Origin of the sequence: Mesorhizobium sp. B1-1-8 (genome assembly GCF_006442795.2) — a bacterium.
Classification (GTDB): Bacteria; Pseudomonadota; Alphaproteobacteria; order Rhizobiales; family Rhizobiaceae; genus Mesorhizobium.
In genome coordinates this window covers 1,303,641-1,318,919 of the sequence record NZ_CP083956.1, presented here as the reverse complement: position 1 = coordinate 1,318,919, position 15,279 = coordinate 1,303,641, and the positions used below count along the sequence as shown (strand labels likewise).

General features: G+C 63.1%; 15 protein-coding genes. 5 read left to right on the top strand and 10 right to left on the bottom strand.

All coding sequences use genetic code 11. From position 1 onward, the window contains the following. The first annotated feature begins 13 nt into the window (after positions 1 to 13). From FJ974_RS06505 to FJ974_RS06490, 4 genes are all read left to right on the top strand, one after another. Complete coding sequence (locus tag FJ974_RS06505; RefSeq protein ID WP_140533920.1) at positions 14 to 808, top strand: response regulator; 795 nt, start codon at positions 14 to 16, stop codon at positions 806 to 808. Positions 809 to 1,002: 194 nt separating this feature from the next. Next, on the top strand, positions 1,003 to 1,167 hold the full coding sequence (locus FJ974_RS06500; protein ID WP_140533919.1) for a DUF1328 domain-containing protein: 165 nt from the start codon (positions 1,003 to 1,005) through the stop codon (positions 1,165 to 1,167). 145 nt (positions 1,168 to 1,312) lie between these two features. Continuing rightward, positions 1,313 to 2,344 carry a sensor histidine kinase gene (locus FJ974_RS06495; RefSeq protein WP_140533918.1) on the top strand — a complete coding sequence of 344 codons (1,032 nt, stop codon included), beginning with the start codon at positions 1,313 to 1,315 and terminating at the stop codon, positions 2,342 to 2,344. A gap of 195 nt (positions 2,345 to 2,539) precedes the next feature. Further along, positions 2,540 to 2,785, top strand: a complete 246-nt coding sequence (locus tag FJ974_RS06490; protein WP_140533917.1) for a YMGG-like glycine zipper-containing protein — start codon at positions 2,540 to 2,542, stop codon at positions 2,783 to 2,785. Positions 2,786 to 2,876: 91 nt separating this feature from the next. Here FJ974_RS06490 and FJ974_RS06485 read toward each other — a convergent pair whose 3' ends face one another. From FJ974_RS06485 to xylF, 4 genes are all read right to left on the bottom strand, one after another. Then, positions 2,877 to 4,502, bottom strand: coding sequence for a CHASE domain-containing protein (locus tag FJ974_RS06485; RefSeq protein WP_140533916.1), 1,626 nt, complete (start codon positions 4,500 to 4,502; stop codon positions 2,877 to 2,879). A gap of 127 nt (positions 4,503 to 4,629) precedes the next feature. Further along, positions 4,630 to 5,427, bottom strand: coding sequence for an ATP-binding cassette domain-containing protein (locus FJ974_RS06480; RefSeq protein ID WP_181177158.1), 798 nt, complete (start codon positions 5,425 to 5,427; stop codon positions 4,630 to 4,632). Between the two features lie 14 nt (positions 5,428 to 5,441). Continuing rightward, entirely contained in the window at positions 5,442 to 6,758 is a 1,317-nt protein-coding gene (locus FJ974_RS06475; RefSeq protein WP_140533915.1) for a sugar ABC transporter permease, read from the bottom strand. Between the two features lie 142 nt (positions 6,759 to 6,900). Next, on the bottom strand, positions 6,901 to 7,941 hold the full coding sequence (xylF, locus tag FJ974_RS06470; RefSeq protein ID WP_140533914.1) for a D-xylose ABC transporter substrate-binding protein: 1,041 nt from the start codon (positions 7,939 to 7,941) through the stop codon (positions 6,901 to 6,903). A 322-nt stretch (positions 7,942 to 8,263) separates the two neighbouring features. Between xylF and FJ974_RS06465 the strand changes: the two genes are divergently transcribed. Then, on the top strand, positions 8,264 to 9,508 hold the full coding sequence (locus FJ974_RS06465) for an ROK family protein (protein ID WP_140533913.1): 1,245 nt from the start codon (positions 8,264 to 8,266) through the stop codon (positions 9,506 to 9,508). Here FJ974_RS06465 and phoB read toward each other — a convergent pair whose 3' ends face one another. From phoB to pstS, 6 genes are all read right to left on the bottom strand, one after another. Further along, complete coding sequence (gene phoB, locus FJ974_RS06460; protein WP_006328038.1) at positions 9,509 to 10,198, bottom strand: phosphate regulon transcriptional regulator PhoB; 690 nt, start codon at positions 10,196 to 10,198, stop codon at positions 9,509 to 9,511. A gap of 19 nt (positions 10,199 to 10,217) precedes the next feature. Beyond that, positions 10,218 to 10,925, bottom strand: coding sequence for a phosphate signaling complex protein PhoU (gene phoU, locus FJ974_RS06455; RefSeq protein WP_140533912.1), 708 nt, complete (start codon positions 10,923 to 10,925; stop codon positions 10,218 to 10,220). A 21-nt stretch (positions 10,926 to 10,946) separates the two neighbouring features. Further along, positions 10,947 to 11,750, bottom strand: a complete 804-nt coding sequence (gene pstB / locus FJ974_RS06450) for a phosphate ABC transporter ATP-binding protein PstB (RefSeq protein WP_319023054.1) — start codon at positions 11,748 to 11,750, stop codon at positions 10,947 to 10,949. After that, positions 11,747 to 12,598: a phosphate ABC transporter permease PstA gene (gene pstA / locus FJ974_RS06445; RefSeq protein ID WP_140533911.1), complete on the bottom strand. Its 852-nt coding sequence runs from the start codon at positions 12,596 to 12,598 to the stop codon at positions 11,747 to 11,749. Before pstA ends, pstB begins: the two co-directional genes overlap by 4 nt. Positions 12,599 to 12,601: 3 nt before the next feature. Continuing rightward, positions 12,602 to 13,591: a phosphate ABC transporter permease subunit PstC gene (gene pstC / locus FJ974_RS06440; protein WP_140533910.1), complete on the bottom strand. Its 990-nt coding sequence runs from the start codon at positions 13,589 to 13,591 to the stop codon at positions 12,602 to 12,604. A gap of 64 nt (positions 13,592 to 13,655) precedes the next feature. Continuing rightward, positions 13,656 to 14,714, bottom strand: coding sequence for a phosphate ABC transporter substrate-binding protein PstS (gene pstS, locus FJ974_RS06435; RefSeq protein ID WP_140533909.1), 1,059 nt, complete (start codon positions 14,712 to 14,714; stop codon positions 13,656 to 13,658). Between the last annotated feature and the right edge of the window lie 565 nt (positions 14,715 to 15,279).

Below are 15,279 nucleotides of genomic sequence, written 5' to 3'. Positions count from 1 at the left end.
GGAGACGTCAAATATGAGCCTGTCCGCCACCATCGCTCCGCACCTGCCCTTCCTGCGTCGCTTCTCGCGCGCTGTTTCGGGATCACAGGAAAGCGGCGACGCGCTGGTCGCCGCGATGCTCGAAGCCATCATCGCCGACACCGCCATCTTCCCCAAGGCGTCGAGCGACCGTATCGCGCTCTACAAGGTTTTTGCCAGGCTGTTCACCTCGATTGCCATCCGCGTGCCGCAAGAGCACGCCCAGACCGCCTGGGAGCAGCGGGCAGCCGCCAATTTGAATGCGATCGCGCCGCGGCCGAGGCAGGCATTCCTGCTGGTTGCCGTGGAGGGCTTCAGCGAAGACGAGGCGGCCGAGATCCTCGACGCCGACGAGCAGGAGTTCTCCGATCTGCTCGCCCAGGCAAGCACCGAGATATCGCGCCAGGTCGCGACCGACGTGCTGATCATCGAGGACGAGCCGCTGATTGCGATGGACATCGAGGAGATGGTCGAAAGTCTTGGCCACCGCGTCGTCGGCACCGCGCGCACGCACGCCGAGGCGGTAGCCATGTTCGGCAGGACGCGCCCGAAAATGGTTCTGGCCGACATCCAGCTTGCCGACGGCAGTTCAGGCATCGAGGCGGTGAACGAGATCCTGTCTTCGACGCCGGTGCCGGTGATCTTCATCACCGCCTTCCCCGAACGCCTGCTGACCGGCGAGCGTCCTGAACCGGCGTTTCTGGTGACCAAGCCGTTCAACCCCGACATGGTCAAGGCGCTGATCAGCCAGGCGCTTTTCTTCGATCGCCAGGCCAAGGCGGCCGCCTGATCCATTCCAATCCATGATGGTTCAAGCTTTGATGTGAGGCTGAGCCTCACATCGGGTCGCGCGGAATTTCGCCTTTTAATTCGCCTTGTAAAAAGCCTTTAAAAAGCCTCCCGCGGGATCGTCTTTTTCGGCAAATGGTGGAACAAACGCCATCGAGCCACGTTTTTTCACACGACATAAGAAGGAGACGCATCATGCTTTATTGGGCGCTCGTGTTCCTCGTTGTTGCGATCATCGCCGGCGCGCTTGGCTTCGGCGGCATAGCCGGAACCTCGGCTGGGATCGCGCAGATACTGTTCTTCATTTTCCTCGCCTTCTTGGTCATTTCGCTTATCGCCGGTCTGTCCAGAAGAGTATGACGGCATCAGCGGCTGAACACTGGAAGCCGCACCCCTCAAACGGTTTCCAGCCACCGCCGGGCGGAGTCCTCCACGGGAAGCCGCTCGGCGGACCTTTTACGGGGATCCATTCCGAATAAACCATTGAGCCTGGGCGAGTGGATCGATGCGCTCCACGGCAGGAGACAAAGGCGACAAAATGCATGGCGAGGAGGAGGTCATTGCCATGCACCCGGCGGAAAGCGGGATGCAGCTTGGAAGGGCGCTGCTGCACGCGCTGCACAATGCCGGAATTTCGGTTCTCTATCAGGACCGGGAGATGAAGACGGTCTGGGCGCGCAACATGCGCGCGCCGTGGGCATCCGATACCGCCAACGAGAAGGACTTGCTTCCACCCGGGCAGGCAGAGCGGATCAACAATGCCAAGCGCAAGGTCGTCGAATCGGGCCAGGCGGACCGTCTTGAGCTCAGCATTCCCGCCAGCAACGGCGTCCGCTGGTTCCACGTGTGGATCGATGCCGATCGCGGCGATGCCGGCGACGTGCAAGGTGTCGTCACCACCATGGTCGAGACGACGGAGCAGAAACACCGCGAGCAGACGCTGAAGACGCTGCTGCGCGAAGTCAGCCACCGTTCGAAGAACCTGCTGGCCATTATCCAGAGCATCGCCACGCAGACCGGGCGCTACTCGGAGACGCTGGGCGACTTCCTGACGCGTTTTCGAGGACGCCTTCAGTCTCTCGCCTCGTCACAGGATCTGGTGACATCCTCCAACTGGCGGGGAGCAGCGCTGCACGAACTCGTATCCGGCCAGGTCGGCCGCTACAGCGCCGACCCCAAGCGGAGCCTGCGTTTCGAAGGCGAAAACCCCTACCTCAATCCCAACGCCGCCCTGCATATCGGGCTGGCGGTGCATGAGCTCGCGGTGAATTCGGTAAGCTATGGCGCGCTGTCGCGGCCGGACGGCCATGTCGAGGTGCGCGCGAGACTGGAGACCGCCGCGGCCGAGGCGCCCGGCCTGTCGCTGACGTGGTCTGAGACAATCGGCGCCGGCCAGCGCAATAAAAAGCGCTTTGGCAGCGTCGCGCTTGAACGTGTCGTGCCGACGTCGCTCAACGGCACCGCCACGCTCGATATCAGAGCAAACCGTCTCGAATACCGTCTTATGGTGCCGCACGGCAATTTCGAGACGGACTGACGGCCATCGGCTAAACCATGTTTCCCGCTCGAGGCGTCGCTGCAGGTCTCCGGCGCGCTCGTCGCGTCGAACGGCGCGCGCCCCGAAAAAGACTATGTTCAGCAACAATAAGATCGGGGCAGGCAAAGCCCTTTTTTTCGTGCTAAATGACTGTCGGTACTGCCGAAAGCGAGGACAAAAGTGAGGAGCAATTCTATGCGGAAGATGATCATTGCCATGGTTGCCGTGGTCGCCGTCAGCGGCTGCACCAGCACGGAGAAGGACGTGAGCGTGGGCACCTTGGGCGGCGCGGCCATCGGTGGCATCGTGGGTGGCGGCAAGGGTGCGCTCATCGGCGCCGGCGCCGGCGCGCTTGGCGGCCTGCTCTATCGCCGTCTGGATAATGGTTATTGTCAGTATCGCAATCGTCACGGCCGGATTTACACGGCTCGCTGCAATTAAGCTGCGATCGATCGGCATCACTCCGGAGGCCGCTTGCCGGCCTCCGTTTTTTCCGCCGGATCTATGATCAGCCGCTGAAGGCGTCGGCCGCTCAGGCGGTCAGCGGGATGCGGATTTCCACCTTCAGACCATCGGCCTGATAGTCTCGTCTGATCGTGCCGCGCAGCTCGCGCGTGACGTTGAGGTCGATCAGCTTGGTGCCGAACCCGGTCTTGGCCGGTGCCTCCAGCTGTTTTTGCCCGGCCTCGCGCCAGTTGAATACCAGCGTCCGCTCCCGCCCGCGTCCCTCGACCGCCCAGTCGACCTTGAGCGCGCCAACGGAATTGCCGGCCTCGCCATATTTCAGCGCATTGGTGGCGAGTTCGTGAAAGGTCAGGCCGAGCGCCTGCGTCGTTGTCTCGTCGAGCAGCACTTGCGGCCCCGACAATATGCCTTCGGGAAAATCCTTGCCGAAAACCTGACCGAGCTCGATGCGCAGCAGGTCGCCGAGATCGGCTTTCTGCCAGCGCGAGCGCGTCAGCATGTCCTGCGAAGCGGCCATCGCCTGCAGCCGGGCCGAAAACGATGCGGAAAATTCCTTCACGTCGGTGGCCTGCGAGGCAGTCTGCCGCGCGATCGCCAGCACCCTTGTGATCGAATTCTTGATCCGGTGCTTCATCTCCTGCAGGATCAGGTCCTTTTCCAGCAGGCTCTTTTCGGTCGCTTCGTGCAGCAGCGACTTCGCGTCATAGGCACGCTCCTGATAGCGCGCCACCAGGGCAATGGCGCCGGCAAGCAGCAGGCCGAACAGCCCGAGCATCACCGGAATGGCGCGCGAGGAAGGCGGTGAAAACGCACTGGTCGGCCGGAACAGCACCGTCCAGGGCCGGCCGGCCACGACGATGTCGCGGCGCGCCACAAGCTTTGCGGCGAAGGGTTGCGCCGGCGGAGCCTGCGAGCGAAACAAGAGATTGCCGGCCTCCGGCTTGCCGTCATAGACCTCGACATTGACCGGCAGCAGCGGTGCGTGGCTGAGCGCGGTCTGGAACAGCTCGTTGGCGCGGAAGGCGGCGTAAAGAAAGCCGGCGGTCGACGAGCGGCTGGCATTGATGACGTCCGGCGCGGTTTCGACATTGAGCCGCACGAAGACCAGGAACCCCGGAAAGGTCTGCTTCGCGCCCATGGCCTGGCCGAGTTGGACAAGGCCGCTGGCATGCTGCTGGTCGTCGGCCATCGCTTTCTCGATCGCCGTTCGCCGAGCCGGCTCGCTGAACATGTCGAAGCCGATGAACGACTGGTTGGACGTATCGAGCGGCTCGAAAAGCACGATCGGCGTTCGCCATTGCTGCTCACTGGTGGCCGGATAGACCGGATGCGCCGAGCCGTGGTCGTGCAGGATGTCGCGCTCGACCGCCGCCTCGTCGCCGGTCTTGGCCAGTTTGAGAAAACCGATGCCGCGCAGGCCGGCAAAATTGTCGTCGATGTCGAGCGCCGTGAAGAAGGCGTTGAACTCGCCGCGCGTGATGTCGCCGTTGCGGGCATCGAACAGCGCCTTTGTCGAACGCAGCAGCGACAGATGCAGATCGATGCGGCTTTCGATGCGATTGAGCGCGTCGTCGGCGGTCCCCTCGAATTTGATGCGTGCCGCCTCCTGGGTGGCGAAATAGGCGAAGCCCGCCATCGTCAGGCTGATCAGCGCGACGGCGATGAAGGCGACGATCGGAAAGAGCTTTTTCAACGCAAGGAATGGCCCATGGATGATCACCTTTATGGGGAAGTCTCCGGGCCAATACAATGGCAAGACCAAGTCATCGTGGCGGCTGGCACATCGACAGGCACATCTGTTTGCCGGCTATCTTTCAGCCTCACGCCGCGATCTTCAGCGCTCCAGGACCCGGAATGGCGCCCGGTGGGCATTTGCCGAGAATGATCATGCCGAGCACCTCATCCTGGGTAACATCGGCGGTGCGCGCCGTGCCGACGACCTGGCCGTTCTTCATCACGCAGACCCGGTCCGCGAGATCGAACACGTCGTGGATGTCGTGGCTGATGAGGAAGATGCCGATGCCGTCTGACTTGAGCTGCCTGACCAGTTCGCCGACCTGGGCTGTCTCCTGCGGGCCGAGCGCCGCCGTCGGCTCGTCCATGATGAGGATGCGGGCGTTGAACAGGATGGCGCGGGCGATCGCCACCGACTGCCTCTGTCCGCCCGACAGCTTGATCACCGGCTCCTTGAAGCGCTGGAAGCGCGGGTTGAGCCGGCCCATCACCTTGCGCGCCTCGGCTTCCATGGCGACGTCGTCGAGCGTTCCCCAGCTGGTCATCAGCTCGCGGCCGAGGAAAAGATTGGCGGCGGCGTCGACATTGTCGGCCAATGCCAACGTCTGGTAGATGGTCTCGATGCCGTATTTCTTGGCATCGCGCGGATTGGAGATCGGGGCCTCCTCGCCATTGACGAAGATCTGGCCCGCATCGCGCTTGTAGGCGCCGGACAGGATCTTGATCAGCGTCGACTTGCCGGCGCCGTTGTGGCCGAGCAATGCCATCACTTCGCCGGGGAAAAGATCGACGGACGCGTCGTCGACGGCGCGGATGCCGCCGAAGGCGATCGAGATGTTGCGCATGTCGACCAGCGGGGTGCTCGTGGGAGCAGTCTTTTCCATGATCGCCTTTCCTCCTAGACCCGTTTGCGATAGACGGTATCGAGCCAAACGGCGACGACGAGCACGGCACCGACAACGATGCTCTGCAGCGGCGAATCGATGCCGAGCAGCACCATGCCGGACTGTAGCGACTGCATCAGCAGCGCGCCGAGCATGGCGCCCAACACCGTGCCGGAGCCGCCGGCGAGCGACGTGCCGCCGATGACCGCCGCCGCGATCACCAGCAACTCGTCCAGCGTGCCGAGTGCGTTGGTCGATGCATTGAGGCGGGCCGACGAGATCGCCGCGCTGATCGAGGCGAGCACGCCCATGATCATGAACACCTTCATTGTCACCCAGCGCGTGTTGATGCCGGCGAGGGAAGCAGCTTCCGGATTGCCGCCGATGGCGAAGACATAGCGCCCGAAGCGGGTGCGCTTGGTGATGAAGGTCATGACGATGCCGACCGCCACTGCCATCAGCACCGGTATGGCGATGCCATGCGCGATGAACAGCCCGCCTTCCGGAATCGCGATGCCGTGTTGCTCGGCGTATTGGCGCACGATGCCGACCGGCCAGGGATAGGAATTGGCGATCCAGACGGCGCCAAGGATGGCGGCGCAGGCGACCGCGCCCAGTAACATCTCCGCCCAGATCGGACGCAGCGGGAATTTGAACCGTTTGCGCTGCGAGCGGCCATTGAACAGCATGAAGGCCACCGCCGCACAGGCAACGACGCCAACAACCCAGCTGGCTGGGCCGCCGATCGAGCCACGCGGCCCGCCACCCATAAGCTGGAAGGTGGCGTCGAGCGGCGCAACGGTGCGGCCGCTGGTTATCAACCAGGCCATGCCGCGCCAGACCAGCAGGCCACCCAGCGTCACGATGAACGCCGGGACCTCCATATAGGCGATGATGAAACCCTGGAACGCGCCGATGACGAGGCCAAGCACGACGCCGACGGCCAGCGCTACAATCCAAAGCCAGGGATTACCGAGCTGGAAGCCGATCACTCGAACGAGGAATTCTGCCTGTGCCACACCCATGATCATGCCGACCACGCCTTCGACGGACCCGACCGAAAGGTCGATGTTGCGCATGACGATGACTAACACCATGCCGGTCGCCATGATCGCGACCGAGGAGGTTTGCACCGACAGGTTCCACAGATTGCGCGGCGTCAGGAAGAGGCCTCCCGACAAGATGTGTATGCCGATCCAGATGACCAGCAGCGCGCCGATCATGCCGAGCATGCGCGTGTCGATCTCGGTCGCCTTCAGGAACCGGGCCACCGCGCCGAGTTCGGAAGCACGTGCGGTGTCGGCCTGCTGGGTGGACGTCGTATCGGTCATGGTTTCCTCCCAGCGGCTTGCCGTCTGACGCGGATGCCGGACCACAGCCTAGAAGCTATCGGCCGTACGCAGAAATACAATTTTTTGAGAAAACGCCGCGGTTTTCAGGCCGCGGCGTCGAGATCGATCGGGATTAACCGACTTAGTTGCAGACGGCGACGCTGCCGGCGGCAACGCCCGCGCAGACCTCGTCCTTCTTGATCCAGCCGGCGTCGATGACGACGTTGAGGTTGTCCTTGGTGATGGCGACCGGGGTCAGGAACAGCGACTTGACGGTGTTGCCGCCGGGCGTCGTGAAGTCCTTGGCGCCGGCGATGTCGGCCATCTTCTTGCCGTCGGCGAGCTGCGAGGCGATCTCGGCGGCGTTCTTGCCGAGCTCGCGCGCATCCTTCCACACCGACACGGTCTGGGTGCCGAGCGCGATGCGGTTCAGCGCCGCGTGGTCGCCGTCCTGGCCCGACACCGGCACCGTGCCGGCAAGACCCTGTGCCGTCAGCGCCGCGACAACGCCGCCGGCGGTGCCGTCATTGGCCGCCACCACCGCGTCGACCTTGTTGTCGTTGGCGGTCAGGAACTGCTCCATGTTCTTCTGCGCATTGGCCGGCAGCCAGCCGTCGGTATAGGCCTCGCCGACATTCTTGATCTTGCCGCTGTCCATTGCCGCCTTCAGCACTTCCATCGAGCCCGCGAACAGGAAATCGGCGTTCGGATCGGCGCCCGAGCCCTTGATGAAGACGTAGTTGCCTTCCGGCTTGACCTTGAACACCTCGCGGGCCTGCATGCGTCCGACTTCCTTGTTGTCGAAGGTCAGGTAGAACACATCCTTGTTTTCGATCAGGCGATCATAGCCGACCACCGGGATGCCCTCGTCGAGCGCCTTCTGCACCGCCGGGCCGATTGCCGAGGCATCCTGTGCCAGGATGATCAGCGCATTGGCGCCCTGCGAGATCAGGCTTTCGACGTCGGTCAGCTGCTTGCCCGGATTGGACTGCGCGTCGGCGGAAATATACTTGTCGCCGGCGGCCTCGATGGCCGCCTTCATCGCCGCTTCATCCGTCTTCCAGCGCTCTTCCTGGAAGTTCGACCACGAAACGCCGATCACCTTGTCCTTCGCCTCGGCGACCGACGCCAACGTCAGCGACATGGCAACACCCGCCAGTATGGCGGCTGCGAATTTCTTCATGATATTCCTCCCTGCGCCCTGTGCGGCGCGACCAGACTGGCCCGTAGGCCGGCACAGAGGCTTTTTTCGAGCCTCAAAAAAAATACTGACCCGGGGCAATAGCCCTGTCAACTGCGATTCTGATGGTTTCTGATCGGCTCGAAACTTTTTTCGAGTGCCGCAATAAATAATGACAGCTCTACTGGCTTCTGCCACTATCCTGGAGCAAAAACAAAAAACTACTGCGGTTCGGCGGTTTTCCAACAAAACTGAACCGCTGGCGCATCGCCGACGGCCCATGCATCATCACAAGGCCGCGATGACCGGGAGGAAATGCGAAGCCATGTCGGTCGGAATCCGCCACGACGATCTGCGCCGGCGCAACCGCGGCATGGTGATTTCGGCCGTGCGCCGGGTCGGCCAGCCGTCGCGGACGGAGATCGCCGCCACCACGGGGCTGAGCCACTCGACCATTTCGGCAATCTCCGCCGACCTGATCCAGGAAGGCATTCTTGCCGAGAGCAAGTCCAGCGAGACCGCTTCGCTGAAGCGCGGGCGGCCTCAGGTCGGCCTTGCCCTCAATCCGGAAGCCGCCGCGGTAGTGACCGTGGTGCTGTCGCTGAATTTCCTCTCGGTCGCCGTCATCGACTATACGGGCCAGGTCGTCGCCGAGGAGCAGCGGCGCCTCGACACGCTGACGATATCGCGCGACGCGTTGATCGGCGAATGCGTTGGCATAGTCCGGCGCCGGCTGGAGGACCCGGACCTCGACATCGGCAGCGTCGCCCGCATCGCAATGGGCATCCAGGGCATCACCGATTCCCATGCCCGCGCCATGCTGTGGTCGCCGATCACGCCACTGACCGACATCCCTTTTGCCGACATTCTGGAGAAGGAATTCGGCATTCCGGCCACCATGGAGAATGACTGCAACATGATGGCGGTGGCGCTGCAATGGCGCGATCCCGACCGCTACCGCGACAATTTCATCGCCATCCTGTTGTCGCACGGCATCGGCATGGGCCTGGTGCTGAAGGGCGAGCTTTTCACCGGCACGCATTCCTCGGGCGGCGAGTTCGGCCATATGATCCATCGGCCGGGCGGCGCGCTCTGCCGCTGCGGGCGGCGCGGCTGCGTCGAGGCCTATGCCGGCAACTACGCCATCTGGCGCAGCGCCATGAAGATGAGCGAGGACGCCGAACCGGTCGATGTCGGCGATGCCGACATGCGGGCGCTCGCAGCAAAGGCGAGGCTGCAGGACGGCCCGGAGCGCGAGGCCTATCGGCGGGCGGGCGAGGCGCTGGGCTTCGGCCTCGGCAGCCTGTTCGCGCTGATCGATCCCGCACCTGTCGCCATGGTCGGCGTCAGCGCGGCCGCCTTCGATCTGATCGAGCCGGCGCTGCGCGAGGCGATCGCCCAGACCGCGGGCGGCCAGCACTCGACATCGATCTCCTTCGACACCGAGCCGAACGAACTGCCGCTGATCCGCGAAGGCTGCGCCATGCGTGCGCTGAGCTTCGTCGACCAGGAGATTTTTGCGCCGGGCGTGCAGGCGCGAACTGGCACGGCAGGCAAGAACGTGGCCTGATCAATCCTCGCGGATCGCGTAACCCGCCCCGCGGATGGTGCGGATCACGTCCGGCATGCGGCCGTTGTTGACCGCCTTGCGCAGGCGCCCGACATGCACGTCCACCGTGCGCTCGTCGATATAGATCGTCTCGCCCCAGACATTGTCGAGCAACTGGCTGCGCGAGAACACCCGGCCGGGATGCCGCATCATGAACTCGAGCAGCCGGAACTCGGTCGGCCCGAGCCGGATCTCGCTCTTCTTGCGGTAGACGCGGTGCGACTCGCGGTCGAGCACGATATCGCCCACCTTGAGCACGCTGGACAGCACTTCCGGCTTGGCGCGGCGCAGCAGCGCCTTGATCCGCGCCATGAATTCCGGCGTCGAGAACGGCTTGACCAGATAGTCGTCGGCGCCGGTCGAGAGGCCGCGCACCCGGTCGCTTTCTTCACCCCGCGCGGTCAGCATGATGATCGGCAGCCGCTCGGTCTCGGGACGCATCCTGAGGCGGCGGCAAAGCTCGATGCCGGAAACCGCCGGCACCATCCAGTCGAGCACCAAAAGGTCGGGCACGTTCTCCTGCAGGCGGATCTCGGCTTCGTCGCCTCGTGTCACCACCTCGACCTGATAGCCTTCGGATTCGAGGTTGTAGCGGAGCAGCACGCCCAGCGGCTCCTCGTCCTCCACCACCATGATGCGCGGCGCGATCATCGGCAGGTTACCCTTGTTGTCAGGTGGCCGGTGTCGACATCGCGGTCTCGTCCTGCTTCGGACGGTTCGCGGGCAATTGCGTGCCGGTCAACACATAATAGGCGTTCTCGGCGATGTTGGTGACATGGTCGCCGATGCGCTCCAGGTTCTTGGCGCAAAACAGAAGATGCGTGCAAGCCGTGATGTTGCGCGGATCCTCCATCATGTAGGTCAGGAGTTCACGGAACACGGACGTGTATTTGACGTCGATGCGTTCGTCGGCATTGCGCAGCGTGGCGAGTGCCGTGGCGTCGCCCGCCGTATATTCCTGGATGACGGCCTGGACCTGGATCAGCACCATCTGCGCCATCGAGTCGATCGAATGCGAAAGATCGCGGGGTGCTGCGCTGATGCCGACCGAGCCGACGCGCTTGGCGATGTTCTTGGCCAGGTCGCCGATGCGCTCGAGGTCGCCGGCCATGCGGATCGAGCCGACCACGTGGCGCAGATCGTCTGCCATCGGCTGCCGCTTGGCGATGAGCGTGATGGCACGGTCGTCGAGTTCACGCTGGCGCGCGTCCATGATGGCGTCGTCGGAGACGACGCGCTGTGCGAGCGCGTTGTCGGAATTGAGCAGGGCCTTGGTCGAGGCGCCGACCATGGACGCGGCAAGATCGCCCATGTCACGGATGAGCCGGCTGATCTGCCCGAGATCCTCGTCGAAGGAAGCGACAGTATGTTCGGCCATGATTTATGTCCTCGTGTGAACTCAGCCGAAGCGGCCGGTGATGTAGTCCTGCGTGCGCTTCTCGCGAGGCGAGGTGAAGATCTTCTCCGTCCGGTCGAACTCGACCAGTTCGCCAAGATACATGAACGCCGTCTGCCGCGACACGCGCGCCGCCTGCTGCATGTTGTGGGTGACGATGACGATCGTGTAGTCGGCCTGCAACTCGTCGATCAGTTCCTCGATCTTGGCGGTCGACAGCGGATCGAGCGCCGAGGCCGGCTCGTCGAGCAGGATGACCTCGGGCTTCACCGCCACGGTGCGGGCGATGCAGAGGCGCTGCTGCTGGCCGCCCGAGAGGCTGAGGCCGCTGGCGTTGAGCTTGTCCTTGACCTCGGTCCAAAGCGCTGCGCGTTTCAGCGCCTGCTCGACGCGGCCGTCCATTTCGGCCTTGCTGATCTTCTCATAGAGCCTGACGCCGAAGGCGATGTTCTCGTAGATCGACATCGGGAACGGCGTCGGCTTCTGGAACACCATGCCGATCTTGGTCCTGAGCAGGTTGAGGTCCTGCGAGCGGTCGAGGATGTTTTTGCCGTCGAGCAGTACCTGGCCGTCGGCGGTCTGCTTCGGGTAGAGCTCGTAGATGCGGTTGAAGACGCGCAGCAGCGTCGACTTTCCGCAGCCCGACGGGCCGATGAAGGCGGTGACGCTGCGCTCCGGCAAGGACAGGCTGATGTCCTTCAGCGCCTTTGACTGGCCGTAATAGAAGTTGAGGTTCTTGACCTCGATCTTGGCTTTCTCGACGGTCGTGTCGGCTACGTTCAAATCGGTGGACAACATCGGTTTCATCTGTCCTCTCTGCGTCCGGTAAGGCTGCGGGCGAAGATGCTCAGCCCAAGAACCGTAAGGGTGATTATGAGTGCGCCGGTCCACGCCAGTTGCTGCCATTCTTCATAGGGGCTGAGAGCGAACTGGAAGATGGTCACCGGCAGGCTGGCCATTGGCGCGTTGAGGTTGCTCGACCAGAACTGGTTGTTGAGCGCCGTGAAGAGCAGCGGCGCCGTCTCGCCGGAGATGCGGGCGATCGCCAGCAATATGCCGGTGACGATGCCGGAAAGTGCGGCGCGATAGGCAACCGAACGGATGACGACCCAGCGCGGCGCGCCGATCGCGGTGCCGGCTTCGCGCAAGGCGTTCGGCACCAAATTCAGCATGTCCTCGGTGGTGCGCACAACAACCGGGATGACCAGGATGGCCAGCGCGACGGCGCCGGCGATTGCCGAGAAGTGCCCCATCGGCCGCACCATCAGCTCATAGACGAACAGGCCGATGATGATCGAGGGCGCCGACAACAGAATGTCGTTGATGAAGCGCACGATCGTCGTCAGGCGCGAGAAGCGGCCGTATTCGGCCATGTAGGTCCCGGCCAGGACACCGATCGGCGTCCCGACGACGACGCCGATGACGGTCATCACCACGCTGCCGTAGATGGCATTGAGCAGGCCGCCGGCATCGCCGGGCGGCGGAGTCATTTCGGTGAACACGGCCAGCGAAACGCCGGACAGGCCCTTGTAGATCAGTGCGCCGAGGATCAGCGCCAGCCAGGCAAGGCCGATGCCGGCGGCGACGACGCACAGCGTCATCATCACGCCATTCTTCCTCTTGCGGCTCTGATGAAGCGATTCAGCTGTCGACATCGGTCAGGCTCCCGTGCGGGCGTCGATGCGCATCAGCATATAGCGTGCGATGGCAAGGATGAGGAACGTGATGACAAACAGGATCAGGCCCAGCGCCACCAGCGAAGAGGTGTAGAGTGAGCCATCGGCCTCGGTGAATTCATTGGCGATGGTTGCGGAAATCGTCGTCGCCGGCGCGAACAGCGAGGCGCTGATGCGGTGCGCGTTGCCGATGACAAAGGTGACCGCCATGGTTTCGCCGAGCGCGCGGCCGAGGCCGAGCATGACGCCGCCCATGATGCCGACGCGGGTATAGGGAATGACCACCCGCCGCGTGACTTCCCAGGTCGTGCAGCCGATTCCGTAGGCCGATTCCTTGAGCACCGCCGGCACCGTGTCGAACACGTCCTTGGTGATCGAGGTGATGAACGGCAGCACCATGATGGCCAGGATCAGCGACGACGTCAGCAGGCCGATGCCGTAAGGCGGGCCGGCGAACAGGCTGGAAAGCCCGGGCACGTTGTGAAAAACGTTGATGATGACGGGCTGTACCATCGTCTGCAGGAACGGCGCGAACACGAACAGGCCCCAGATGCCGTAGATGATCGAGGGGATGCCGGCCAGAAGCTCGACGGCGATGCCGATTGGACGCCGCAGCGGTCTCGGGCAAAGCTCGGTAAGAAAGATGGCGATGCCGATGCCGATGGGAACCGCGATCAGAATTGCGATGGCCGACGTAACGATAGTGCCGTAGATCGGCGACAGCGCGCCGAAATTCTCGGTGACCGGGTTCCACGCCTCGGTCGTCAGAAACGAGAAGCCGAACTTCGACAGTGCCTCCCATGAGCCGGCAAACAGCGAGATCGCAACCCCACCGAGGATGAGCAGGACGAGAGCGGCGGAAACGCGGGTCGCCTCGCGGAACACCATATCCGTGAAGGCGAAGCGCCGGACTGTCGCATCCCTGGATCGCATGGTGCTCGACGCCGGCGTGGCTTCTGAAACGGTGGTCATCTAGCCCCTCGTGCTCGAAAGAAGGCAGGAGGGCGCCGTCGGCGCCCTCCTGCGGCAAAGAGAGTTACTTGGCGGCGTAGAGCGACTTGCCGTCGCTGCCGACGATGTCCTTGCTCCACATTTCCTCGACGCTCTTGACGACCTTGTCGGGCATCGGAACGTAGTCGAGTTCAGCCGCCATCTTGTCGCCCTTGGCATAGGACCAGGCGAAGAACTTGAGGGCTTCGCTGGTGGCCGCGGCGTCGGCGGGCTTCTTGTACAGAAGGATCCAGGTCGCGGACGTCATCGGCCAGGATTCGGCACCGGCCTGATTGGCGAGAATGACGCCATAGCCCGGCTGCGAGCTCCAGTCGGCATTGGCTGCCGCGGCCGAGAACGCCTTCGCGGTCGGCTCGACCTTCTTGCCGTCCTTGTTCACCATTTCGGTGTAGGTCAGCTTGTTCTGCTTGGCATAAGCATATTCGACATAGCCGATCGCGCCGCCGGTCTGCGACACGTTGTTGGCAACGCCTTCATTGCCCTTGGCGCCGATACCAACCGGCCATTCGAGCGCGGTGTTGACGCCGACCTTGGACTTCCAGTCGGCGTTCACGTCAGCCAGATAGTAGCTGAAGTTGAACGTGGTGCCCGAGCCGTCCGAACGATGGACAACGGCAATAGCCTGGTCGGGCAGCTTGACCTTGGGGTTGAGCTTCTTGATCGCCGGGTCGTTCCAGTTGGTGATCTTGCCGACGAAGATATCGGCCAGCGTCGGGCCGTCGAGGACGAGCTCGCCCGGCTTGATGCCCGCGAGATTGACGACGGGCACGATGCCGCCCATCACCATCGGGAACTGGGCGAGACCGGTGGCGTCGAGGTCTTCACCCTTCAGCGGCGCGTCGGAAGCACCGAAGGTAACGGTCTTGGCCTTGATCTGCTTGACGCCGCCGCCGGAACCGATCGACTGGTAGTTGAGGCCGGTGCCGGTCTCTTTTTTGTAGGCGTCGGCCCACTTGGCATAGATCGGGTAGGGGAACGTCGCGCCAGCGCCCGAGATGTCTGCCGCAAACGCTGCGGACATGGTGAGGGTGGACGCCGCAGCCATTGCAATCGCAACGGCCGCCGAGCGGATGAAATGTCTCATGTGGCCTGCTCCTGTTCGGAAGATGGTCTCTCGGCACCCTTTTGTTTTGGCGCCCGCCGAGGGCAATAGCCTTCGATTATTACAGTCGCATGACAGTTTCATGTCAGCCCGGTAACGCCTGAACAGCGATGTCTGGAGTGGCCTCGGATGGCCTTGGCGAACCAGCCGGAGTTTATCGCGCGAATCAGTAACTTGTATGGCTTTTGATCCCGGCGGCCGGGTTGCGGCCGCCGGGAAATAAAATCCGGACGAGAGCGCGTTGCCTGAATGCCAGAGCGTATCATGGCCTAGCCATCGCCGAAAACAGGTCCGTTGGGGTAGAATGACGCTGTTTCTTGCCGGCGGTCGCCGCTCCCGCCCGTAATCAAGAGGCGGAATCGATGGTTTTATTGTCCGGGCTTGGCGTTTCATTTGGTATGGTGCGATCGCACCATACGCCTGCGTCAGGCGTTCAGGGCGGCGGCGACTGACGGACGGTGATTGCCGCGCAAGCGGGAAGCGTACTAAGTGTTTGTTCTTACGCAATTCCGACGGGAAGCCGCTGCGCACTTTCCCTGGAATTGCG